The 23016-nt window shown below is 67.8% G+C and carries 16 protein-coding genes and 2 pseudogenes; 11 read left to right on the forward strand and 7 right to left on the reverse strand.

Going from position 1 to position 23016, the window contains the following annotated elements:
* Positions 1-124: 124 nt before the first annotated feature.
* From AB0L53_RS41835 to AB0L53_RS41845, 3 genes are all read left to right on the forward strand, one after another.
* Entirely contained in the window at positions 125-952 is an 828-nt protein-coding gene (locus AB0L53_RS41835) for an alpha/beta hydrolase (RefSeq protein WP_364006801.1), read from the forward strand.
* A gap of 16 nt (positions 953-968) precedes the next feature.
* Positions 969-2294, forward strand: coding sequence for an AAA domain-containing protein (locus AB0L53_RS41840; protein WP_364006804.1), 1326 nt, complete (start codon positions 969-971; stop codon positions 2292-2294).
* Positions 2295-2404: 110 nt separating this feature from the next.
* On the forward strand, positions 2405-2845 hold the full coding sequence (locus tag AB0L53_RS41845) for a hypothetical protein (protein WP_364006807.1): 441 nt from the start codon (positions 2405-2407) through the stop codon (positions 2843-2845).
* Positions 2846-3133: 288 nt separating this feature from the next.
* Here AB0L53_RS41845 and AB0L53_RS41850 read toward each other — a convergent pair whose 3' ends face one another.
* The 4 genes and pseudogenes from AB0L53_RS41850 to AB0L53_RS41865 all read right to left on the reverse strand — a co-directional run bounded on the left by AB0L53_RS41850 (position 3134) and on the right by AB0L53_RS41865 (position 6604).
* The gene (locus tag AB0L53_RS41850; RefSeq protein ID WP_364006810.1) at positions 3134-4285 is read right to left on the reverse strand and encodes a hypothetical protein; all 1152 of its coding nucleotides are present in this window, start codon (positions 4283-4285) and stop codon (positions 3134-3136) included.
* Positions 4286-4339: 54 nt separating this feature from the next.
* Positions 4340-5227 (reverse strand): helicase-related protein, encoded by an 888-nt coding sequence (locus AB0L53_RS41855; protein WP_364006813.1) that lies wholly within the window; start codon positions 5225-5227, stop codon positions 4340-4342.
* A gap of 58 nt (positions 5228-5285) precedes the next feature.
* Positions 5286-5387: pseudogene (locus AB0L53_RS41860) on the reverse strand (helix-turn-helix domain-containing protein); the annotation flags it as partial.
* Between the two features lie 200 nt (positions 5388-5587).
* Positions 5588-6604 (reverse strand): LacI family DNA-binding transcriptional regulator, encoded by a 1017-nt coding sequence (locus AB0L53_RS41865; RefSeq protein WP_364006816.1) that lies wholly within the window; start codon positions 6602-6604, stop codon positions 5588-5590.
* A gap of 503 nt (positions 6605-7107) precedes the next feature.
* Between AB0L53_RS41865 and AB0L53_RS41870 the strand changes: the two genes are divergently transcribed.
* The 4 genes from AB0L53_RS41870 to AB0L53_RS41885 all read left to right on the forward strand — a co-directional run bounded on the left by AB0L53_RS41870 (position 7108) and on the right by AB0L53_RS41885 (position 12158).
* A complete protein-coding gene (locus AB0L53_RS41870) occupies positions 7108-8919 on the forward strand; it encodes a beta-L-arabinofuranosidase domain-containing protein (RefSeq protein WP_364006871.1) in 1812 nt (603 codons plus the stop codon).
* A gap of 86 nt (positions 8920-9005) precedes the next feature.
* The gene (locus AB0L53_RS41875) at positions 9006-10280 is read left to right on the forward strand and encodes a sugar ABC transporter substrate-binding protein (RefSeq protein ID WP_364006819.1); all 1275 of its coding nucleotides are present in this window, start codon (positions 9006-9008) and stop codon (positions 10278-10280) included.
* A 67-nt stretch (positions 10281-10347) separates the two neighbouring features.
* Complete coding sequence (locus AB0L53_RS41880) at positions 10348-11307, forward strand: sugar ABC transporter permease (RefSeq protein ID WP_364006822.1); 960 nt, start codon at positions 10348-10350, stop codon at positions 11305-11307.
* Positions 11304-12158 (forward strand): carbohydrate ABC transporter permease, encoded by an 855-nt coding sequence (locus tag AB0L53_RS41885; protein WP_364006825.1) that lies wholly within the window; start codon positions 11304-11306, stop codon positions 12156-12158. The genes AB0L53_RS41880 and AB0L53_RS41885 overlap by 4 nt, the downstream gene beginning before the upstream one ends.
* A gap of 138 nt (positions 12159-12296) precedes the next feature.
* Here the strand turns inward: AB0L53_RS41885 and AB0L53_RS41890 are convergent.
* Positions 12297-13550, reverse strand: a pseudogene (locus tag AB0L53_RS41890) (alpha/beta hydrolase domain-containing protein); the annotation flags it as partial.
* Positions 13551-13943: 393 nt separating this feature from the next.
* On the opposite strand from AB0L53_RS41890, the gene AB0L53_RS41895 reads away from it, so the two are divergent.
* Positions 13944-15974, forward strand: coding sequence for a glycoside hydrolase family 44 protein (locus AB0L53_RS41895; protein WP_364006827.1), 2031 nt, complete (start codon positions 13944-13946; stop codon positions 15972-15974).
* Between the two features lie 49 nt (positions 15975-16023).
* Here the strand turns inward: AB0L53_RS41895 and AB0L53_RS41900 are convergent, their stop codons facing one another.
* Together AB0L53_RS41900 and AB0L53_RS41905 are read right to left on the reverse strand one after the other, a co-directional pair.
* Positions 16024-17037, reverse strand: coding sequence for a LacI family DNA-binding transcriptional regulator (locus tag AB0L53_RS41900; protein ID WP_364006830.1), 1014 nt, complete (start codon positions 17035-17037; stop codon positions 16024-16026).
* A 135-nt stretch (positions 17038-17172) separates the two neighbouring features.
* The gene (locus tag AB0L53_RS41905; RefSeq protein ID WP_364006832.1) at positions 17173-17430 is read right to left on the reverse strand and encodes a hypothetical protein; all 258 of its coding nucleotides are present in this window, start codon (positions 17428-17430) and stop codon (positions 17173-17175) included.
* A gap of 148 nt (positions 17431-17578) precedes the next feature.
* Here AB0L53_RS41905 and AB0L53_RS41910 point away from each other — a divergent pair, with 148 nt between their 5' ends.
* The 3 genes from AB0L53_RS41910 (at position 17579) to AB0L53_RS41920 (ending at position 22980) form a co-directional block, all read left to right on the forward strand.
* A complete protein-coding gene (locus AB0L53_RS41910; RefSeq protein WP_364006835.1) occupies positions 17579-18664 on the forward strand; it encodes a Gfo/Idh/MocA family oxidoreductase in 1086 nt (361 codons plus the stop codon).
* Between the two features lie 141 nt (positions 18665-18805).
* Positions 18806-21181, forward strand: coding sequence for a glycoside hydrolase family 2 protein (locus AB0L53_RS41915; protein ID WP_364006838.1), 2376 nt, complete (start codon positions 18806-18808; stop codon positions 21179-21181).
* Between the two features lie 98 nt (positions 21182-21279).
* Complete coding sequence (locus AB0L53_RS41920; RefSeq protein ID WP_364006840.1) at positions 21280-22980, forward strand: ABC transporter substrate-binding protein; 1701 nt, start codon at positions 21280-21282, stop codon at positions 22978-22980.
* Positions 22981-23016 lie beyond the last annotated feature (36 nt).

A 23016-nucleotide genomic window follows, 5' to 3' on the forward strand; every position in this document is an offset into this window, starting at 1 on the left:
CCGCCGGGCCCGTGTTCCGGCCTCGGGACCTCGGTACGGCCGTTATGGTGATGGCCGCCGGTCTTCGACTGCGCGGGAACATATGTCCAAGACTGGCGGCCGGCCGCGCGTGCATAGTCTCCGCATGAGTGAATACGACATTGAACGTTCGCATGGGATCCACGTGGTCCATGACGGCCCGCGGCAGGCGCCACCGTTGTTGCTCATCCACGGGTCGGGGGCCTCGGGCGGTTTCTGGGGTCCGGTGGTCCCGGCGCTGGCCGGTCACCATCACGTCATCCGGGTCGACCTCCCGGGTTGCGGCCAGTCCCCGCCCGCGCCGTCGTATGACGTGCCCGCGCAGGCGGGTCAGGTGGCGGCGCTGCTGGACGACCTCGGGCTTCGTCACGTCGCCGTGGCCGGGCACTCCAGCGGCGGCTACGTCGCCACCGCACTGGCCGAGCAACGTCCCGACCTCGTGGGTTCGCTTACGTTGATCAGTAGTGGCCCGAGTCCGGATGCGCTCCTCCGGCAGCCGTTCATCCTTCGGGTGCTGCTGGCCCCGCCGCTGGGCCCGCTCATGTGGCCGAGGCGTTCGGATGCGATGATCCGCAAGGGGATCAGCGCGACGGCCGTTCGCCCCGTGAACCTCCCGGACGACGTGGTCGCCGACGTACGGGGCATCACCTACCGCGTGATGAGGACGGTGCTGCGCCAGAACACCGCCTACATCGCCGAACGGAGCGTGCCCGAGCGGCTCGCCGCCCTCGGGGTCCGCGTGCAGGTGATCTTCGGTGCTGCCGATCCCCGTTGGCAGCCGTCGTCGGCGCGCCGATACGACGCGGTGCCGGGCGCGCGGGTCGAGCTGCTACCCGGTGTCGGGCACCTACCCCTGCTGGAAGCGCCCGAGACGATCGGCAAACTGCTGCTGGACTTCACGGCGGCGGGGCCGACGACGACCCGTGATCCCTGATGCCTAGACTGGCCATGTGTTGCCTGCCGGAATGCCATGGCATTCCCGGGCATTCGGCTATTCAGCCCAGTTCGACCGGACCTGGAGCAAGCCAGACCCGGAAGAAGAGGCCCCCATCACCGCCGTCGCGCCCGCGCTGATCATCCGTGAGCGCGACAATGATCTCCTCGTCGAGTGCTACCAGCACATCCTCGAAACGCTGGAAAAACCTGACATTCCCGCTCCCCTCGGGCTCGCCCAGCTGGTCTTCGACCTGGAGAAGGACGAACGCATCGCGTGGAACACCAGTTCTGGCCGACGGGCCGATTTCCTGCTCGGAGATGATCCGCTGTTCCCGCTGCCCACCAACGCAGCCCAGCGCTCGGTGCTGCAACGCCTGCGGCACGACACCGCGGTCGTCGTTCAAGGACCTCCCGGAACCGGCAAGACGCACACCATCGCCAACCTCATGGCCACGTTGCTGGCACGCGGCAAACGCGTCCTGGTCACCAGCGCGAAGGACCAGGCCCTGAAGGTCGTGCGCGACCAGCTCCCGTCCGCTCTTCAGGACCTGTGCGTGCAGTTCTCCCACCGCTACGCCAAGGGCTCCGACGTGCTGGTACGGACCATTTCGGCGTTGTCGGACCGGGGGGCGAGCAGCGATGCAGAAGAGATCCGCCACTCCATCGCCAAGCTGCATGATCAGCGGGCTCAGGCGCTCCACCAGCGTGCCCATCTCCAAGAGCAGGTCTTCCAACTGCGTGAGAGCGAAACGCTCCCTTTCACCGCAGCCCTGGGATATGAGGGCACGCGAGCCGACATCGTCGAAGCCGTGCGACAGCAGGCCTCCGCGTTCGACTGGATCGATCCACTCCCGGACCCGGCGTCGCCGGATCCTCCCCTGGCGGAGGCGGAAGCACAGGAACTCGCCAACCTGCTGCACGGCGCGGATCCGGATCGGCTCCGTTTGTCGGGCGAGTTTCTGCCCGACGAGAGTGATCTGCCGTCGCCGGTCGAATTCCGCGCCTTCGTCGCGGCGACGGCAGGTGAGCACGAACCCGCGCCGACTCCGCTCGGTGAGCAACTAGCAGCGCTTCCGGCCGATCAAGTCGAGGCCATCGATGTGCACTGCAGCAATGCGCTGGACGCTTTGCACCGGCTCGGCGTACCCGACCGTGCTGCTCGATGGGACGAGACCGACTGGCGCACCACCGCATTGAGGTGCGGCCTGGCACAACGCGACCAAGCCTTGGGGCCCCGCCATGATAGTGACCGTCCCACTGGTGAGCGGGCAGTACGGCGACAGCGTTGTGGCGAGGGTCGTAGGTCAGGCCCGTCCATCGTTCGGTCGTTTAGGTGGTGAACGGGTCGAGGTGATCAGGGTTGCCGACGAACAGGCGCGCTCGATTTGGGGGCCATCAGCAGCGCCGCGTCCGATCGCACCTGGTCTTGGTAGTTGACGGTGGGTGGGCTATGGGAATGGTCAAAGGGCTCTGGAAGGCCAGGGAGATGCCGCTCCGTGATGGCCTGTACCGGCCGGACGACACTGGCTTGGAGTTGCATGTTGACGGTCCGGGGGCGTACCACCCGGATGCTGGGCAGCCGATTCCCTTCCGTATCGGAGGGCCGTTCGATGTGGCCCAGGCCATTGAGGAGCACGGCATCGACGAGGTAGACACATATTTCGAGAGCCCGCTACCGGACGGAGCAGGATGGATGTCCGGTGGGGGCGGCGGGATGGGGAATATCGGCTACCTCGCCCGTCTAAACGCCGACCGCTCGTTGCAGTGGGTCGCCGTGATGTTCCACTCCAACCCGTTCGTCGGAGTGCAATACCAGGGCATGAGCGCCGTCTTTACCAACGATTGGGGGAATCGGCTGGTGCTCGACCTTATGAGCCCTGCTCTTGGCTGACCCCGCCCGTGCCCAAGATGGTAGGTCTTCCTTTCACGATGATCGGCCGGAGAGACTTGGACGCCCTCGCCGTCGTCCCGGGCCAGAACCAACAACCCGACCGGACTTCGGAACTACTCGTCTAGGTGCGGAGCCGCGTACGGATGGTCATTCGTACGCGGCTGTGCACGTGAACCCGTACGCCGATAATCGGCGTTGTGCGCAACGGCCGCGTGAATGATCCGCACTGCGCGGCGGGGCGTTCGAGGGCAGCTGCAAGCAGGTCCTTGGCGACGCTGCGTCGGGGGCTCAGCTGGCGATGATGCCGGCGTTGGTGTTGTGCCCGGGTGAGGTGACAATCAGGTTGAAGACTTCGCGTGGTGGGAGTTCGTCGTCCAGGGGCACGTTTTCCTCGAGTAGCCAATCGAGCGCGGCAGCGAGGGCGGGGACGGGGACGAGAGGCCGTCTGGTATACACCACGCGCCACGGCGAGGACAGCGAGGCGTCGACGGTCCAGAGAGGGTGGTCGCCGTCGCTGCCGCAGGTGACCAGGATGCCGACGTCCTGCCAGAAGGCGAGCAGTTCGGCCATGGTGTCCACGGGCGGGTCGTCGCAGGCCTCCACCAGGGCGGAAAATCCGGCGCTCCACCTCTCCCACGCGCCCAGGTTCTCGTCCATGTGGTGGCGCAGCATGTGGAAAGGCGGGTACTCATCGAGGTCCGGAGAATGGCCGACGGGGGGCAGAGCAAGCATGGGCGGTCGGATACCGTCCCAGATGCTCGATTCAAGCCACTGCTCGGCGCTCGGCCAGCGATCCGGCGCCTGGCCAGCGGCGAGCTCGGCGAGGCGGGCCGTGGTGGCGCACGGGCAGTCCAGCAGGACGCCGATGATTTCCGCGGCGCGCGGGCACAGCTCCAGCCAGCCGCTGTCATACAGGGCGAGCATGGCCTGCTCCTCCTTGCCGGGCCGCAGCCCGAGGGCACCGTCAAGGGCGGCGACGCGGTGCGGTCGGCTCGGCGGGCTGGGCAGGTCCAGCCGGTGGGGGCGGCTTCCGTAACGGTTGATCCAGGTGGCGGCCAAGGCGAGGCGCTGCTCCTCGAGTGCATCCTGGACGGCGTGCATCTGCCGGTCTTGCGCTGCGCGCAGCACGTCGCGGCGCTGGCGTTCGGCGGGAGTCAGGTGAACGCTGCAGTGCGTCGAGCCGATCCCCTTGACGATGGTCTTGGTGCAGCGGTCCTTCTTCAAGGTGGTGCCCGCACATTGGGCCTCAGGGTCGGCATCGTCGCGGAAGGCGGCCCGCACCTCCTGGGTGATCTGCGAATCGATGGGCGGCCGAGGCATCGCCACCTCGATGAACACCTCGGCGGGATCGGTGCCGGCTTCACGGGCCTGAGCGAAGATGGACCGAGCACGGGGTGGGCCGCTGCTCCAGGCAGGGGCCAGCGGCAGCCGGGCCTCCATGATGGCGCAGACGGGTTAGGGTGCGGGGTTCGAGTCGACAGGGCCTCGCGCCCTTCACCTCAAGGGTTCAGCGTGCTCGTCCGGGCGGGAGGGCTTTCGGGTACGGATCCGCTGTCGTTCCTCTTCGAGGAGTGCATCGAGGTTGACGCCCCGGCCGACGAAATGGGCTTCGATGTCTTCGGCCAGGTCGCTGGGGTGGGCTACCCGGTTGAAGATGTCGGCTTTGACGTGCCCGCGCTGGACGAGCCGTTCCTCCAAGGTGTCCAGGGCGATGAGCCGGTAGACCGTCACGGGACGTGTCTGGCCGATCCGGTGCGCGCGTCCGGCGGCCTGCCATTCCGTGCTGGGCTTGTCCTGCGGTTCCAGGATGACGATCACGGAGGCGCTGTGCAGGTTCAAGCCCTGACCGCCGACGGTGATCTGCGCGACGAGTGCGGCGAAGCCAGGTGCACGCTCGAAGGCCGAGAGCTGCCGAGCTCGCTCGGGACTGCGTACGTCTCCATGCAGCACGAAGCAGTCGGATCCCAAGATCGCATCGGCCAAGACGAGTGCGTCACGGAAGAAACTGAACACCAGGAGCTTCTGTTCATTGGCGCGGCATTCCCGAGCGATCTCGGCCAACCGCTCCATCTTCCCCGAGGAGGGCTCGTAGCGTCCTTCCTTATCACGTGGCGGCAGGACGACGGCCCTGACGTCAACGCCTCGGTCGGAGGTGGCCTTCAGGGCGGGCAGGATGTCGTAGACCCGCTGACCGACCCAGGGGCTCCACACCCAGACGCTGTCCTCGGCCGCCCCGATGGCTGCGATCAACTCGGCGGGCAGCAGTTCCTCGTCATACAGGCCGACGACCTTGACGTAGTCGCGTAGCGCGTCCCACACGGCGCGCTGAGATCCTGCGGGTTCGGGGGCATGCTTGAGGCCGAGCAGGTCACGTGCCGCCACGATCGTGACGCGTCCTTCCCGGCACAGATCACCGAGAACGCGTAACGGGCCCACTTCCGCGGCCGCGCCAGCGGCGCACGGTCTTGAGGCCGAGCCGAAACCGCGCGGCCACCGCCACGTTGCTGCCGCCCTCGGCACAGGCCAGCACGATCCGGGGCCGCCAACCCTCGCATGCCCTCCCAGGACGCCACCTGCTGAAGGGCAGGCCAGGTGTTCAGCCACGCCTTCAGCTCATGGCCGCGTGCTAAGTGACCTGCGCAGCGGTGGTAGGCGGTCCTATCGCCACCTTCGATGGTTGCCTGCTACCGCAGGATTGACAGGTGGATCCGGGCGGCAGCCGGGCGAAGGAGCGTTCGGTGTTCAGGATTCGCGCACGACCAGATGGGCGGGCACGGCATGGGTCCCCGGCGCCGGATCGCCACCGATGGCGGCCAGCAGGAGCTCGGCAGAACGACGGCCGATTTCCTCCAGGGCCAGATCCACGGTCGTCAGCGGGGGTCGGGCCGCCTCAGCGATGAGGCCCCAGTTGTCGACACCGACGACGCCGATCTGCGTGGGCAGGGCGATTCCGGCTTCGCGCAGCCCGTCGGTCACGCCGCGGGCCACCACGTCGTTGCCGCAGAACACGCCGTCGACATCGGGATGTGTGCGCAGTAGCTGGGAGGCGGCGAAGCGTCCCCAGGCTTCGGTCCAGTTGCCGAAGAACGACTCGCCGATGAGTTCCAGGCCGTGGCCGACCAGCGCTTCGGTCATCCCGGTGGCGCGCTCGCGGGCCGAAGCGTGCGATTGCGGGCCAGTGATGTGGGCGATTCGTCGGCGGCCGGTCTTGACGAGGTGCTCCACCGCGAGATGGGCGGCGCCGCGCTCGTCGCTGATGACGCTGCAGTCGTGCGGGTCGCTGCTGGGCGCGAAGGCGTATACGACGGGAACGGGCAGGTCGTCGCCCACGGGACGGCGCGCATCGGTGCGACGACCGGCGACGATGATGCCGTCGACCCGGCGTTCGAGCAGCTTGCGCAGGTGGTGCTGCTCACGGATGGGATCGTCGCGGCTGTCGCACAGGAAGGCGATCATCTCGCCGGCGGCCAGGGAGTCCTCGGCGCCGCGCATCACCGGGATGCTGAAACGGCCGTAGCTGTCGGTCGTGATGACGCCCACGGTGAACGTGCGTCCGGCCAGCAGGCTGCGTGCGACGTTGCTAGGGGCGAACCCCAGTTCCTCGGCCGCGGCCCGCACGCGAGCGCGTGTTTCTTCACGGAGCCTGCCGCGGCCGTTGAGCGCCTTGGACGCGGTGCCCAGGGACACGCCGGCCTTGGCCGCCACGTCAACGATGCCGACACGGCGGGCTGCGGCCGGGAGGCCGGTTTCCTCGGTCATGGTGCTGTTCCTGTCGATGGCGACAGCTGCTGGCTGATCATATGCAGAAAACGCGAACCCGTTGTGATCGCGGCTGGGAAAATTTTCCTAGAACGGTACACCAACGACGCGCGACGGCTGCAAGCGGCCAAGGTGCGCAAGGGTGCGGACGGCCGATCAGACGTCCAGAACATCATCATTAACTGCACTTTTGCGAGATGCGAGGCCATGGAGGCTTGACCGGTTCAGCGGCGGGTCCTATGTTGACGCCTCAAGGAAAACGTTTCATTTATGTTTCCCAATCGGTGGCCGTGCTGACTACCGCATCGTGTCCACCTCATCGATCCGATCCCACGGCGAAGCGGCGGAGCGGCGTCTTCAGCGACGCGGCCCACCGTCTCGCGTTCTTCCACGAGAGGCAGCAGGTGAACGTTCGCATTCAAGACGCGACGGCCCAGACCCAGATCCTTGGGCCGGCTGTGCCACGAAGGCCCGCGCGCCTTGGACCGCTGCCGTTGAGCGCCGTGCGGCTGGACCCCGCGTCCTTGCTCGGCGGCTGGCAGGAGCTCAACGCCGCCGCCACCATCCCGCACTGCGTGGACAACGTGGAGCGCACCGGCGCCATCGCGAACTTCCGCCGCCTGGCAGAGGCCGGCCCGGACGGCCCGCAGGGAACCTTCCAGGGGCCGTGGTTCGCCGACTCCGACCTCTACAAGACCCTGGAGGCCATCGGCTGGGAGGCCGGCCGCACCGGTGGCGACCGCTGGGCCGGGCTGCTGTCGGAGGTGGCCGGCCTGCTGGAGCGAGTACAGGCCTCCGACGGTTACCTCAACACCTACGTGCAGGGAACCCCGGGCAAGGAGCCGTTCGCCAACCCCGAGTACACCCACGAGCTCTACTGCGCCGGGCACCTGCTGCAGGCCGCCGTGGCGCTGCACCGCGGCAGCGGCGACGAGCGTTTCCTCACGGTCGCCCGGAGGGTCGCCGACCTCGTCGTACGCTCCTTCGGCGAGGACGGCGAGCCGCTCATCGACGGCCATGCCGAGGTCGAGACCGCGCTGGTCGAGCTCTACCGCGAGACGGGGGAGGAGTCCTACCTGCGCGCGGCCGAACTCCAGGTCGAACGGCGCGGGCACCGCACGCTGGCCCTGGGCCGCTTCGGCTCGCAGTACTACCAGGATCACCTGCCGGTGCGGGAGGCGACCGAGGCCATCGGGCACTCGGTGCGCCAGCTCTACTTGGCCGCGGGCGTCACCGACCTCTACCTCGAGAACGGCGACGAGACGCTGCTGCACGCGATGGAGCGGCTGTGGGACAGCGCCTTCGGCACCAAGATGTACGTCATCGGAGGGCATGGTTCCCGGCACCGCGACGAGTCCTACGGCGACCCGTACGAGCTGCCCGCCGACCGCGCCTACGCCGAGACCTGCGCCTCCATCGCCGCCCTGCAGTGGTGCTGGCGCATGCTCCTGGCCACGGGGCAGGCCCGCTATGCCGAGGAGATGGAGCGCGCGCTGCTGAACGCGATCGCCGCGTCGATGGACCACACCGGCGCCGCCTTCTTCTACTCCAACCCGCTGCAGCTGCGCACCGGCCACGACGGCTCCAGCGAGGACGCGCCCAGCGAGCGCCTGCCCTGGTTTGGGTGCGCCTGCTGCCCGCCGAACCTCGCCCGTCTGCTCGCCTCGCTGCACGGTTATGCGGCGACGTCGGACGCGTCCGGGCTCCAGCTCCACCTGCTCACCCCGGGGGCGTTCAGCGGAGCGACGCTGAGCGCCGTGGTCGAGACCGGCTACCCGTGGGACGGCGACCTGCGGGTGACCGTCAGCGGCCACGGCGAACTGGCCGTGCGCGTCCCCTCATGGGCTGAGGGCGCCACCGTCGCCGTGACCGGCGCACGCGTGCTCTCCGAACCCACCCCGGGCGCCTACCTGCGCGTGTCCTGCGAGGACGGCGCCACCGTACGGCTGACGCTGCCGATGGCGCCGCGCCTGGTGCGCGCCGACGAGCGCGTCGACGCCGTCCGCGGCTGTGTGGCGGTCATGCGCGGCCCCGTCGTCTACTGCGTCGAGCAGGCCGACCTGCCCGACGACATCCTGGTCGAGCAACTGCGCCTGGACGCCTCGGCGGCCATCACCGAGGAGCGCGGACAAGACGACATCACGCCCGTCCGGCTCCGTTTGTCCGGCGAGGCCCGGCCGCACGAGACGTCGCTGTACGCGCCGTACGACCCGGCATCCCTGGCAGGGACGCCGCTCACCTTCACCGCCATCCCCTATCACGCCTGGGCCAACCGGGGCCCGGGAGCCATGCGCATCTGGATCCCCGTGCTCTGAGCACATCTCGCATCACCGTCCTGGCACGCCCGGCCAGGAGGCGACATCACCCCCCCGCAGAGGCACGGGCAGAAAGCGAAGTCATCATGAGAACTACGAGGCTCGCAGCAGCAGCTGCCGCTCTCGCGCTCGTCGTCGCGGGATGCGGAGGTGGCAGCGAAGGCGGCACGTCGGCGGCTAACGACAAGCCGACCGGCACCGCCACCATGTGGGTGCGCGACAGCGCGAAGGGATTCATCAACCTGCTCGCCGAGCAGTACAACAAGACCCACGACGGCAAGGTCCAGGTCACCGTCGTGCCGTCGGGGAACTTCGTGCAGAAGTTCGGCACCGCCGCGGCCTCCGGCTCCGGCCCGGACATCGCCTCGATCGACCTGGTCTACCTGCCCTACTTCGCCTCCAAGGGCGTGCTCGACGATCTCACCTCCGTGCTGAACTCCCTGACCTGGAAGGATGGCCTCAGCCCGGCGCATAAGAAGCTGGCGCTCTACGACGGCAAGACCTACGCCCTGCCGTTCACCGCCGAGGCGTCGGTCACCTTCTACAACAAGGACCTGTTCAAGAAGGCCGGCCTGGATCCGGACAAGCCGCCGGCGAACTACGCTGAGATGCTGGAGGCCGCTCGGGCGATCCGTAAGCTCGGCAACGACTACTACGGTTTCACCATGGCCGGGCAGTGCGGGGGCTGCAACGTCTTCGAGTTCGCCCCGCATGTGTGGGCGAGCGGCGGCAAGATCCTCTCCGACGATGGCAAGGCTGCGCTGTTCGACAGCCCCGAACTGACGGACGCCCTCACCTTCCACCGTCAGATGGTGACCGAAGGGCTCATGCCTCCATCGGCGAAGACCGACGGCGGCAGCGTGCAGCCGCAGTCCTTCCAGAGCGGCAAAGTCGGCATGGTCAACCTCGGAGCCTTCTTCGTCCAGACCCTGGTGGCGGACAAGAAGATCGACTTCGGGGCCACGCCGATCGTGGGCAAGGACGGCGGCACCTCCTCCTTCGCCGGCGGCGACGAGATCGCGGTCACCAAGGGCGCCAAGAACAAGGCCGTGGCCTACGACTTCGTCAAGTGGGCCACCAGTGAAGAGGCGCAGACCATCCTGGCCAAGAACGCCATCGTCCCCATCCGCACCGATCTCATCGACAAGATCTACGCGCCGCTCGACCCGCGCTACAAGGTGCTCGGCGAGGCCATGTCCACCGGGCAGACCCCGTACAGCGTGGTCGAGAACGGGATCATCAACGACAACAACGGCCCGTGGGCCAAGATGATCAACGAAGCGGTGTTCGGCACCGGCGACATCAAGGCAGCGCAGACCGCGGCGAAGACGGCCGCACAGCAGATCATCGACAAGGGCTGAGCGCGGACCCCGCCGCGCTGCCGGGTCGCCGCGGCGGGAGCGCCCATGCCGGCCGAAGGAGCGCCGCATGACCAAGACCACCAGCCCGCCCGTGGAGGCCCGCCGGCCGCCCAGCGCCACCGCGCCGGCACGACCCCGCGGACCCCGGCTGTCGACGAGACGGCGCCGTCAGTTGCTGGGCGTGGCGATGGTGTCGCCCGCCCTGGCCGTCGTGACCATCTTCTTCCTCGTCCCGCTCGTCATGACGTTCTGGATGTCCCTGAACGAGTGGCCGCTGCTCGGCGAGCACCACTTCGTCGGGCTCGCGAACTACGTCCGAGCCCTCGGCGACTCCGAGTGGCTGCACGCCATCGGCTTCACCCTCCGATACACCGCGCTCATCACCCCGATCCTGCTGGTGGCGGGCCTCGTGCTGGCGTTCCTGGTGCACCGGGGCGGCCGGGCGGCGCGGGTCTTCCAGTCCATCTTCTTCCTGCCCGTGGTGATCGGCTTCGCGGCCGCGGCCTACCTGTGGCTCTACCTCGCCCAGCCGGGACTCGGGCCACTGGCGGACCTGGCCGCACGGACCGGGATCGGCAGCCGGGACACCAACTGGTTCGCCACCGCCACCAGCGGCCTGCTCGTGGTCACCGCGATGGTGGTGTGGAAGGTCACCGGCATGCAGATGCTCCTGCTGCTGTCGGGCCTGCAGGCGATTCCGGGTGAGCTGACCGAGGCGGCCCGCATCGACGGGGCCGGCCGGTGGAAATCCTTCATCCACGTCACGCTGCCGCTGCTGCGGCCGACCTTGGCCTTGGTACTGGTCTTCTCGGTGGCCGGCTCGCTGCTGGCCTTCGACCAGTTCTACATCATGACCTCCGGCGGGCCGTCCAACGGCACCATCACCGCCGTCTACCAGATCTACCGCACTTCCTTCATCAACTTCGAGCTCGGCTACGGCGCCGCGCTGTCGGCCATGCTCATGGTGGCTCTGGCGGCGGTCAGCGCTCTGCAGATGCTCCTGCTGCGGAACTCGGACCACTCATGAAAACCCTCGCCGACATCCGCCGGACACTGCCACGGACAGCCTGGTGGACGGTGTGCCTGTGCGTCTCCATCGTCATGCTCTACCCGCTGTACACGATGCTGGCCCAGTCGCTGAAGAACCCCGGCGAGGCCACGGAGAACCCGCCCACGCTCTACCCGCACGGGCTTTCGCTGGAGAACTACGCGGCGCTCGGCAACACCGGCCAGGTCGGTGTCTGGCAGCACGTCGCCAACAGCCTCATCGTGGCCGCAGGTGCGACCCTGCTGACCGTGGTGCTGGCCACGCTGGCCGGCTACGGCTTCGCCAAGCTGCGCTTCCGGGGCAGCGGCGTGCTGTTCTTCCTCATCCTGGCCACGTTCATGATCCCGTTCCAGGCGATCATCACGCCGCTGTTCTCGATCCTGCACGGCATGGGACTGAGCAACACCCTGCTGGGCCTGACGCTCCTCTACACGACGTTCCAGCTGCCCTTCGGCATCTTCCTCATGCGCAACAGCTTCGCGGCCCTGCCGCCCAGCATCGAGGAGGCCGCCCTCACGGACGGCTGCGGGCTCATCAGCGCCATGGTCCGCGTGCTGCTGCCCGTCGCGATCCCGGGGCTCATCAGCACAGCCCTGTTCACGTTCTTCGCTTCCTGGAACGAGTTCTTCGCGGCCCTTATCCTCGTCACCGACGAGGCCAAGTTCACCCTGCCCGTGACCCTGACCGTGCTCGCCTCCAACCAACTGGGCACACTCAACTGGGGCATCATGCAGGCTGGCGTCGCCGTCACCGCCGTCCCGTGCATCGTGCTGTACCTGCTGCTACAGCGGTACTACGTCACCGGCCTCGTCACCGGCGCCGTCAAGTAAGAAGATTTGGTGACGTTCGCCCCGCATTGGCCTGCGACATGTGTCAGTCGACCGGGACCCGGTGCGGATGGAGGCGGCCATCCGCGAGTTCCTGTTGGCGGCTGTCCCGGCCATGGCCGAACCGGGACAGCCGCTCCCTCAGGGGATGTCGGCCCTTCGCGCCGCGGCCCGCTGCTCGGGGGCGTCCTCGGCGAGGAACCAGCCTTCGCTGATGAGCTGGTCGAGGCGCTGGTCGAATCGCCGCAGGTAGTCGGCTTTGTCCTGGTACAGGCGTTGCAACGTCGCGGAGTCGAAGGGCTCCTCGAAGCCGTACGGGCCGAACGCGACCGTTCCGTCTGGATTGGTGAGATTGGAGATGTATCTTGCCCGTGGCACGTCCAGTTGGGCGCAGCGAACCCCGCCGCGGGTGTTGCCGTGCTCGTCTTTTGCGAAGAAGCCGCCGGGCGCGTCCTCCATGCGCTCCGCGCGAGGCGGGGTGACTCCGTCGGCGACCCAGCGCACCAGGTGGTGCAGGGCCATCTGGAACAGCTCGTCGAAGGGCAGGTTGCTCATCCGGACACCCGGCGGCAGCGCACCTGCCGGCAGCACTTCAGGGGGAAGCATCTGCTCCAGGAACTTCAGGTCGTTGATCGGAGGGTGCTGAGTGGATGTGTGCGCCACTCCGGCCAGCTCGTACAGACGGAAACGATCGCCGGGCGCGTCACTGTCGGGCCTGCGGTAGGCGAGTCCCGCGTACTGTGTACGGTGCGGAACGCTGTTCTCCGCGCACAGATCGCCTTCCATGTTGACCTGCACGATCGGGACGTCACAGGCGCCGAACGGCGCGGTCGGCCATCCCGCCGGGAAGAAACCGTGAAAGACGGGCGAGCCGTCCGCGAGGCGCAGGCTGTCGTGTGCCTCCCGGATGAAACGCGTGGTGACGTACCCGGTGTAGCTGTGCCCTGCCAGCAGGACGTGGCGGACCCCGGGCCCCTCGAACGGGCCGGAGGAGGCGCCGAGCGCGGCACCCACCTGCGCCAGGATGGCGTTCGCCGCCCGGTTCTGCCGGTCGAGCTGCTCCCACCAGTAGACGCCCGTATCCGCCGTGGACGGCACGGCCAGGAAGTTCAGCCCTGCGGCCTCGGGCGGCAGTGGCTCCGCCTCGATGCGCAGCGACGCATAGCGCTCGGGATTGGCAGGCTTGACGTTGAGATCTAGCGAGGTCTTGGGCGAAACCACACAGGCCCAGGCGTGTCCCGATCGCATGATGTACTGCGAGGTGTACATGAAGATCGGCGTGATGGGATAGAAGTGCAGCGGTTCGACAACGAGCGTGCCGCTGAAGCGGGCGGCATCGCGGGGCCGCCGGACCAGCACGAGGGTGGCATACGGCCGGCCGTCCTCCTCGCCCGTCGCGAACCATTGCGCTGATCAACGGCCTGCAGGCGCAGTGGCTCCTTGACCGGGAATCGGTGCGGTTGGAGCCGGCGATCCGCGAGTTCCTGGTCGCCGCCGTTCCGGCTCTGGCCGAGCCGGAACGGTCGCGCGGTTAGATCCAGATCCGCCCTTGGGGCGTGCTCGCGTGATGAGAATCCGCGAGTGTGCCGCGAGTGATTCGCGGCCACTGCCACGAGAGCGGGGCTCACCGTCCGAAGCCACACGTCATCACGCGATGTCGAAAGTTTCAACGGCGACCTCATACAATTCCCAGGCCGCCGAGCCAGTGATTGACACCCGTTCATGACCCGCCACACGCTGTCGGAGCTCTCCATTCATGGGAGGAAATCCGCAGCGAAGGGATTGCCGGTGCGTCGAAGAAGTGCGTTATGGTCGGCGGCTCTGGCCGGTCTGCTGGCCGCAGGGTTGGGCGTCGGGCAGCTGACCGGTCTGGCTCGAGCCGCCGCCACCGGCCCTGAGCTCGCTGTCGACATGACGGCTGAGCGCCACCTCATCAGTCCGTACATCTATGGCATGAACTTCGCCGGCGAGGAGCTGGCTCGGGATCTGCGTCTGCCGGTTCACCGCTGGGGCGGCAACCACACGACTCGCTACAACTTCCGCAACGACACCACCAATCGTGCCGCGGATTGGTACTTCGAGAACATCCCCAACGACAATCCGGACCCGTCCACCCTTCCGGACGGTTCGGAGACCGACCGCTTCGTCGAGCAGGACAAGGCCACAGGGACGCAGACCATCCTCAACGTGCCGATGCTCGGCTGGGTGGCCAAGGAACGGGCCAAGGCCTGTGGCTTCAGCGTTGCGAAGTACGGTCCGCAACAGTCCACCGACCCGTGGACGCCTGACTGCGGCAACGGCAGGAAACCGGACGAGGCGCTGGTAACCGGTAACGACCCGCACGACACCAGCGTCGAGACCGGCCTCCAGTACGTCACCGACTGGATCACGCATCTCAAGAGCCGCTACGGGACCGCGGCCGATGGGGGAGTCCGGTTCTACAACCTGGACAACGAGCCGGACCTGTGGCACTCGACCCACCGTGACGTGCGGCCCGTCGGCCTAGGCTATGACGAGCTGCGCGAGCGCACCTACAAGTATGCCGCGGCGATCAAGGCCGCCGACTCGGGTGCCAAGACGCTGGGCCCGGTCGGCTGGGGGCTGAATTCGATCTTCTACTCTGGCCTGGACCAGCAGACCTGCGCCCAGACCGGCTGCTGGGACAACCCGCCCGACCGGGCGGCCCACGGCGGGATGGACCTCGGGCCGTGGTACCTGGACCAGATGCGCTCCTACGAGCAGCAGCATGGCACTCGCATCCTGGATTACTTCGACATCCACATCTATCCGCAACAAGCCGGGGTGAACAACAAGGAAGCCGGGGACGCCGCCACGCAGGAGCGGCGGCTGCGCTCGACCCGGCAGCTCTGGGATCCCGCCTATGTGGACGAGAGCTGGATCAACAAGGCGGTACGCATGATCCCGCGGATGCGCGAACTGGTCGACCAGCACTATCCGGGCACCAAGGTGGCCATGACCGAGTACAGCTGGGGCGCCTACGGCCACATCAACGGCGCCCTTGCCCAAGCCGACGTCCTGGGCATCTTCGGCCGGGAGAAACTCGACCTGGCCACGCTGTGGACGGCGCCGGAGGCCGGCGAGCCGGTCGCCTACGCCTTCCGCATGTACCGCAACTACGACGGCAAGGGCGGTGCGTTCGGTGAGAGCGCCGTCCGGGCCTCCAGCGCCGACCAGGGCAAGCTGGCCGTGTACGCGGCCGAGCGGGCCGCCGACAAGGCCCTCACCCTGGTCGTGGTGAACAAGACCGGCGAGGAGCTGACCAGCGACGTCGCCGTCACCGGCCGTACCGGGACCTCCTCGGCCCAGGTCTACCGCTACAGCGCCGCCAACGTGGCGGCCATCGAGCACGCCGCCGACGTACAGGTGGATTCGAAGGGTTTCACCGGCACCTTCCCGGCCAACTCCATCAGCACTATCGTCATCCCGCCGGGCGGCTCCGGCCCTGACCCGACCCCCACGCCCACACCGGACACGTCCTGCAAGGTCACCTACAAGGTCGTCAACCAGTGGCCGGGCGGCTTCCAGGCCAGCGTGAAGATCGCCAACAAGGCGGGCAGCCCCGTCCAAGGCTGGAAGCTCGGCTGGTCGTTCGCCAACGGCCAGAAGCTCACCCAGTCATGGAACGGCACCTACGTCCAGAGCGGCGCGGACGCCACCGTGACCAACGCCAGCTGGAACGCGACCATCCCCGCCAACGGCGGCAGCGTGGAATTCGGCTTCCTCGCCGGCAGGTCCGGCACAGCCAACGATCCGCCGGGCGCTTTCCGGCTCAACGATTCGCCCTGCGTCACCGGATGATCGATGCCCGGACCGAGTGTTTCGGTCCGGGCATCGTCATGCCCTTCGGTCAGGATCGCCGGGCGGGGGCGGTGGACTGCCTCTGCACGAGCATCACGCCCAGCCTCGTGTCCCTGCTCGTCATGGCGGGCCGCTGGATGCGCTGTACCAGATGCCACACCGCCTGAGCTCCCAGCAGTTCCTTGTCCACCGCCATCGTGGTCAGCGCGGGAGAGGCGTGCGCGGCCATCGCGATGTCGTCGTAGCCGATGACGCTCATCTCCTCCGGAACGGCTACGCCGTGGTCGCGCAGCGCGTTGAGCGCGCCGAGCGCCGACTCGTCGTTGCCGCAGAAGACCGCCGAGGGCCGTACGGGGAGCGCCAGCAGCGCTGCCATCTGCTCATATCCGGTCTCGATGCTGAAGTCGTTGCGCCGGACGAACGACGGCTCCTCCCGCAGCCCGTACTCGGCCAGCGCCCTGCGGTAACCGGCGAGCCGTTCTACGGCGGGCGCGATGCGATCCTTGGCGGTGATGATGGCCGGCGGGGGATTGGTGTGCCCGAGGTCGAGCAGGTGGCGGGTGGCGAGGTAGCCGCCGATCTCGTCGTCGTGCCGGACGAAGTCCATGGGAAGGCCCTTGACCGCGTGCTCGAGCAGCACGCAGCTGACCCCCGCCTCGTGGATCCGGCGCAGATAGCCGGGGTCGCTGCCGACGCTCAGCACGACCAGCCCGCTGACCTCTCCCCGCTGCACGCACAGCGGCAGCTCACCGGCCTCCGGGTCGACCGTCTCGAAGCTGATCGACAGCCTCAGCTCCGCGCACGCCTGCTGCGCGCCCGCCAGGACGGGGGCGAAGTACGGGCTGGCTCCGGTGGACATGTCGCTGCCCCAGGACACGAAGCCGACCATGCGAGGCTCGCGGGGGGGAGGAGCCGCGGTCTTGCGGACACGAGGCTCGTATCCGAGCTGCCCGGCCGCCTGCCGTACCCCGGCGTCGGTGTCGGGGGACACCCAGCGCTTACCGGTGAACACCGCTGACACCGTGCCGATCGACACGCCGGCCAGCTCCGCGACCTCTCGCATGGTAGGCCGTTCTACCGACCGCCCCATCGTCCTCCCGCCGAATCACTGAAACATAGGCTGCAGCGCCCTTCCGTGAGGGCTCTGAGATTGTCCATCAAGTGGAGGCCGGGGGCCACCAAGGTATGGCGGCGCGCCTCAGGCCGCGCTGGTGACAGGGTCGAGGTGTTCGCGGCGGATCCTGGCCGATTCGTACGCGGGCGGCCTGGGCCGGTCGCGTTCGATGACCAGCCAGCCCGCGTAGCCGTCCCGCTCCAGCGCGGGAAAGGCCGGCAGGTCCAGGCCGGCGTCGCCCTGCTCGACCTCGGTGAAGATCCGGTCCGCGCATTGACGCGATGCCCTTTCACTGAACTTCAGTAAACAGCGCCCGAGTCTGGACGCTAATGCATCGGACATTTGGCGTCAACAGCCCACGAATCTCTCAGAACTTGGGTCCGGAGAGGTTGACCTGAGTCCACGGTCGCGCAATAGTTCACTGAAAATCCTGTGGTGCAGTGAAAACCAGGTTCCTGGATGCCCCCCTCACCCCGAGGAGCTTGCCATCGTGAACCCCCAGACCGTGGCCATCGTCGGCTGCGGCAACATCGCCAAGTCCTACGCCGACAACCTTGCCGCCTATCCCGACCTGAACCTGCGAGGGGTCTTTGACCTCTCCTCCGAACGGCGCGCCGCGCTGGCCGCCGCCTCCGGGGCGCGCGTCTACACCTCGCTGGAGGAACTGCTTGCCGACGACGCGGTGGACATCGTGGTGAACCTGACCGCGCACCGTGCGCACCATGAGATCACCAGCCGCTGCCTGCGGGCAGGCAAGCACGTCCACAGCGAGAAGCCCCTCGCGCTTACCCACGAAGAAGCGGCGGAGCTCGTGGGGATGGCCGAGGAAGTCGGGGTGCGCCTCGGCTGCGCTCCCGCCACCTTCCTCGGGGAAGCACAGCAGACCTGCCTCAAGCTGCTCCGCGACGGGCGGATCGGCCCGGTACGGCTGGTCTTCGCCGAAGTCAACTGGGGCAGGATCGAGAGCTGGCACCCCGACCCCGAAGGCTTCTACGACGTGGGCCCCCTGTTCGACGTGGGCGTCTACCCGCTCACCATCGTGACCACCGCGCTTGGCCCGGCCCGGGCGGTGACGGCCTTCGCGTCGGTGGTCAAGCCGGAGCGCACGCGGTTGGACGGCCGGCCCTTCACGATCTCAACCCCCAGCTACGTGGTGGCCAACGTGGAGTTCGACGGCGGCGCCCTGCTCCGCCTCACCTGCGATTTCTACGTCGGCAATGACCTCACCCGGCAGCGTGGCGTGGAGTTCCACGGCGATACCGGCTCGCTGCTCTTAGAAAGCTGGCACGACTTCGACTCGGCTCTGCACGTGGGCGACTTCGCCGGTTCGCTGGCGCCCGTTGCGTCGTTGCGGGAGCCGTACCGGGGAGTGGAATGGGGGCGGGCCGTTCGTGACCTGGCCGCCGCCATCAGGCAGGACCGCCCGCACCGCGCCACCGGCCGGCAGGCCGCGCACGTGGTGGAGATCCTCTGCGCCATCCGCGAGTCCTACGAGACCGGCAGGACGGTGAAGCTGCGCTCGGTCTTCGAGCCGCCGGCACCAATGGAGTGGGCCGCAGACGGCCGTTCCACCTGACCGCCGGCGATCACCGTCCCCCCACCGGCGCGAGGAAAGCTCCCCTTCGCCACCGGCGGTGCTCACGGCCTCATCCTCCGTATCCACGCGGCCTTTGCCGCCTGATCCGCCGTACACCTCGTCCTGCTGAACGGAAAGTTGATGAGTCTTTTCTGGTTGCACCGCAACTGGACCATTCGGCAGGTGGACGGTGACATCCACGCTTCCGCCTCGGTGCCGGGGTGCGTGCACACCGACCTCCTGACCGCCGACCTGATTCCCGACCCCTACCTGGACCGCAATGAGACCGAACTGGGCTGGATCGGCCGGTCCACCTGGCGCTATGAGACCGTTTTCGACCGGCCGGACGGCCGCCACGACCGTATCGACCTCGTGTGTGAAGGACTCGACACGGTGGCGCGGGTCGAGCTCAACGGCCGCGTGATCGGCGCGACCGCCAACATGCATCGCCGCTACAGATTTGATATCGGCCCAGCGCTACGCGAAGGTGACAACGAGCTGTCGATCACGTTCACGCCCGCTCACGACTACGCAGAGGGGCTGGTGCGGGAACTCGGCGAGCGCCCGAGCGCCTACACCGAGCCGTATACGTTCATCAGGAAGATGGCTTGCAACTTCGGCTGGGACTGGGGTCCCGCGCTGGTCACGGCGGGCATCTGGCGGCCGATCGGGCTGCACGCGTGGAGCGGCGCGCGGCTGGCGCAGGTCCGCCCGCAGATCTCACTCACCGACGGCGGTGCCCACGTGGCCGTGCACGTCGAGGTGGAGCGCACCACCGGCGAGGAGCTCCTGGTCACGGCGTCGGTCGCGGGCGCGTCCGCGGTAGTGGCCATTCCGGCGGGCGAGACGGTCGGGTTGATCGAGCTGGACGTCGAGGAACCCGAGCTGTGGTGGCCTCGGGGGTACGGTGAGCAGCCGCGCTACGAGCTCGTGGTCCGCACGGCCGATGACGAGTGGCGGCAGCACATCGGCTTTCGGGATGTACGGCTCGACACCGCGGGCGGCGCGTTCACCCTGATGGTCAACGGGCAGCCGATCTTCGTCAAGGGCGCGAACTGGATCCCCGACGACTGCTTCCCCTCCCGGGTGGACCGCGGCCGCTACGCCGACCGGCTGGCGCAGGCGTGCGGAGCCGGGATAAACCTGCTGCGCGTCTGGGGCGGCGGTGTCTACGAGAGCGACGACTTCTATGACCTGTGCGACGAACTTGGCCTGATGGTCTGGCAGGACTTCCCGTTCGCCTGCGGCGCCTACCCCGAGGAGCAGCCGATTGCGGACGAGGTTGAGGCCGAGGCGCGGGACAACGTCGTGCGGCTCATGCCGCATCCGAGCCTGGTGCTGTGGTGCGGCGGTAACGAGAACGTCTGGGGCTACTTCGACTGGGGCTGGCAGGAGCGCCTGGCCGGCCGGACCTGGGGCGCGACCTACTACACCCGCACGCTGCCGGGTGTCCTGGCCGAGCTCGATCCGGCGCGCCCCTATCTGCCGAGCAGCCCGTACTCCGGCTCGATCGGCCTGCATCCCAACCGGCAGGATCGGGGGCCCATCCATATCTGGGACGTCTGGAACCAGCGAGACTACGCCGCCTACCGGCAGTACCGGCCCAGGTTCGTCGCCGAGTTCGGCTTCCAGGCGCCCGCCGCCTACACCACGATCCGCAGGGCCATCCACGACGAGCCGCTCACTCCCGATTCCCCCGGCATCATCCATCATCAAAAGGCCGTCGACGGCAACCGCAAGCTGCTTGTCGGTCTCCAGCCGTACTTCCCCCATCCTGAGACCTTCGACGACTGGCACTACCTCACCCAGGTCAACCAGGGCCGGGCGATCCAACTGGGCATCGAGCACTTCAGATCGCTGTGGCCGTACTGCGCGGGCAGCATCGTCTGGCAGCTCAACGACTGCTGGCCGGTCACCTCCTGGGCGGCGATCGACGGCGACGGCAGGAAGAAGCCGCTCTTCCACGCGCTGCGCAAGGCCTACGCCGACCGGCTGCTCACCGTGCAGCCGCGCGAGGACGGCCTGGCCCTGGTCGTCGTCAACGACACCGCCGAGACCTGGGCCGAGGAGGCGCAGGCAGTACGGCAGAGCCTGGACGGGCGGGTGCACGAGGCGCAGATGATCGCCTTCAACGTCCCGCCCCGTGGCATCGTGACCGTGCCGCTGTCGAGCCCGGTGGCGGACACCGACGACCCGGCGCGCGAGCTGATCGCCGTGACGGCGGGCGACCGGAGAGCCCTGTGGTTCCACGTCGCGGACAAGGACCTCGACCTGCGGCCGCCGCAGTACACGGTGCAGGTGGAAGGCCGGCGGGTGCGGGTCACCGCCCACACCCTGCTACGGGACCTGGCGCTCTTTCCCGACCGGCTCGATCCCGCCGCAGAGGTGGACGATCAGCTCGTGACCCTGCTGCCCGGGGAGAGCGCGGTCTTCACGCTGAACATCGACGGTCTGGACGACAAAGCACTGGCCGGCTTCCCCGTCCTGCGCTGTGTCAACGACGTGGTGGCCGGCTGAAGCGCCACCGCTGACCGGGCGCCTCGGGGGTCGCCCACCCCTCCGCTCTCGCACGACCCATCGGCGCAGCGCCGGTGCCAACCCCCACTGGAGGACTAATGAGATCTCTGAGATGGCTTCTGGGCGCCGCCACAGTGGCGGTCACCCTCGGCCTCACGGCCTGTTCGGGCGGCGGCGCGCCGCTCACCGCGAGCAGTGCGGCGCCCGGCGGCGCCACGGCCGCCTCCTCGACCGGCGGCGGCGACAGGCTGCTCAACGTGTACAACGGCGGGTCCGGGCAGTTCACGCTCAACCTCAACCCGTTGGCCCAGGGCACCCCTATCCTCACCGGCGCCCGGGGGATGATCTACGAGACTCTGATGTTCTTCAACCAGGCCAAGGCCGACGACGTGCAGCCGGTGCTGGCCACCGGCTACAAGGTCGGCGACGACGGCGAGTCCATCACCTTCACCCTGCGCGAGGGCGTGAAGTGGAGTGACGGCAAGCCCTTCACGGCCGAGGACGTGGCCTTCAACTTCCGTTACCGCAGGGACCACGAAGAACTGAACACCGGCGGAGCCAAGATCGAGGATGCCGAGGTCCTGAGCCCCACCCAGGTGAAGATTTCCTTCGCCGAGAAGATCTACATGCAGGTATGGCAGATCGCCGGCAAGACCTACATGCTCCCCAAACACATCTGGGAGAAGATCGACGACCCCGTCAAGCGGACCAACGACAAGCCGATCGGCACCGGCCCGTTCCTGATGGGCGACTTCGTCCCCGAAAGCTACACCATGCTCAAGAACCCGAACTACTGGGACGCAGGCAAGCCGAAGATCGCCGGAGTGCGGTTCTGGACCTTCAACAACAACGAGTCCGCCTCACAGGCGCTGCTGGCCGGCAAGCTCGACTGGGCCGGAATCTGGATGCCCGACCCCGACAAGCAGTACGCGGCCAAAGACCCCGAGCACAATCACTACAACAACGACTCTTTCCAGTACATCACCAACCTGGTGCCGAACCTGACGAAGGCGCCGATGAACGAGCTGGCCGTGCGGCAGGCGGTCAACGCCGCCATCGACCGTGAACAGCTCATCAAGTTGGCCTTCGCCGGGCTCGGCACGCCCACGACGCTGCTGGAGCTGCCGCAGCCGGTGTTCCGGGACTACGTCTCACCCAAGTACGTGAGCGCCAAGCTGGAGCACGACCCGGCCAAGGCCATGCAGATCCTCACCGCCGCCGGATACACCAAGGACGGTGAGGGCTACTTCGCCAAGAATGGCAAGCGTCTGACCATCACCTGCCATGTCGTGAGCGGCTGGAGCGACTTCATCTCCGCCATGCAGGTCATCAGACAGCAGCTCAAGGAGGTGGGCATCGAGTTCAAGTCCAAGGCCGTGTCCTTCAGTGCCTACACCGACATCGGGCAGAAGGGCGACTTCCAGATGTTCATCGGCAACGCCTGGGGCGGGCCGCACCCGTACTTCTTCTACGACAACATCCTGCACAGCAACGGTTTCCCGCCGAAGAAGCAGAATATGGCCCGCTACGAGAACAAGGCCGTGGACGACGCCCTCGACACGATCAAGGTGACGCCGCCGGAGCAGCAGGACACGGTCAAGCAGGCGCTGTTCACCATTCAGGACCACCTGGTGGCCGACATTCCCTACATTCCGCTTCAGCAGCCGGCGGGCCTGACGAATTACCGGACGCAGTACTTCACCGGCTTCCCCACCGAGGACTCCCCGTACGCGGCCACCGCCTCCGGCAGCGATCCCGACGTCGGGATCGTGGCCAAGACCGTCGAGCCGGTGAAGTAAGCCGACCTAGCGGGCGCCGGGTCCGTCCCGGCGCCC

It is taken from the genome of Nonomuraea sp. NPDC052129 (assembly GCF_040680095.1).
In the GTDB taxonomy this organism is placed as follows: domain Bacteria; phylum Actinomycetota; class Actinomycetes; order Streptosporangiales; family Streptosporangiaceae; genus Nonomuraea.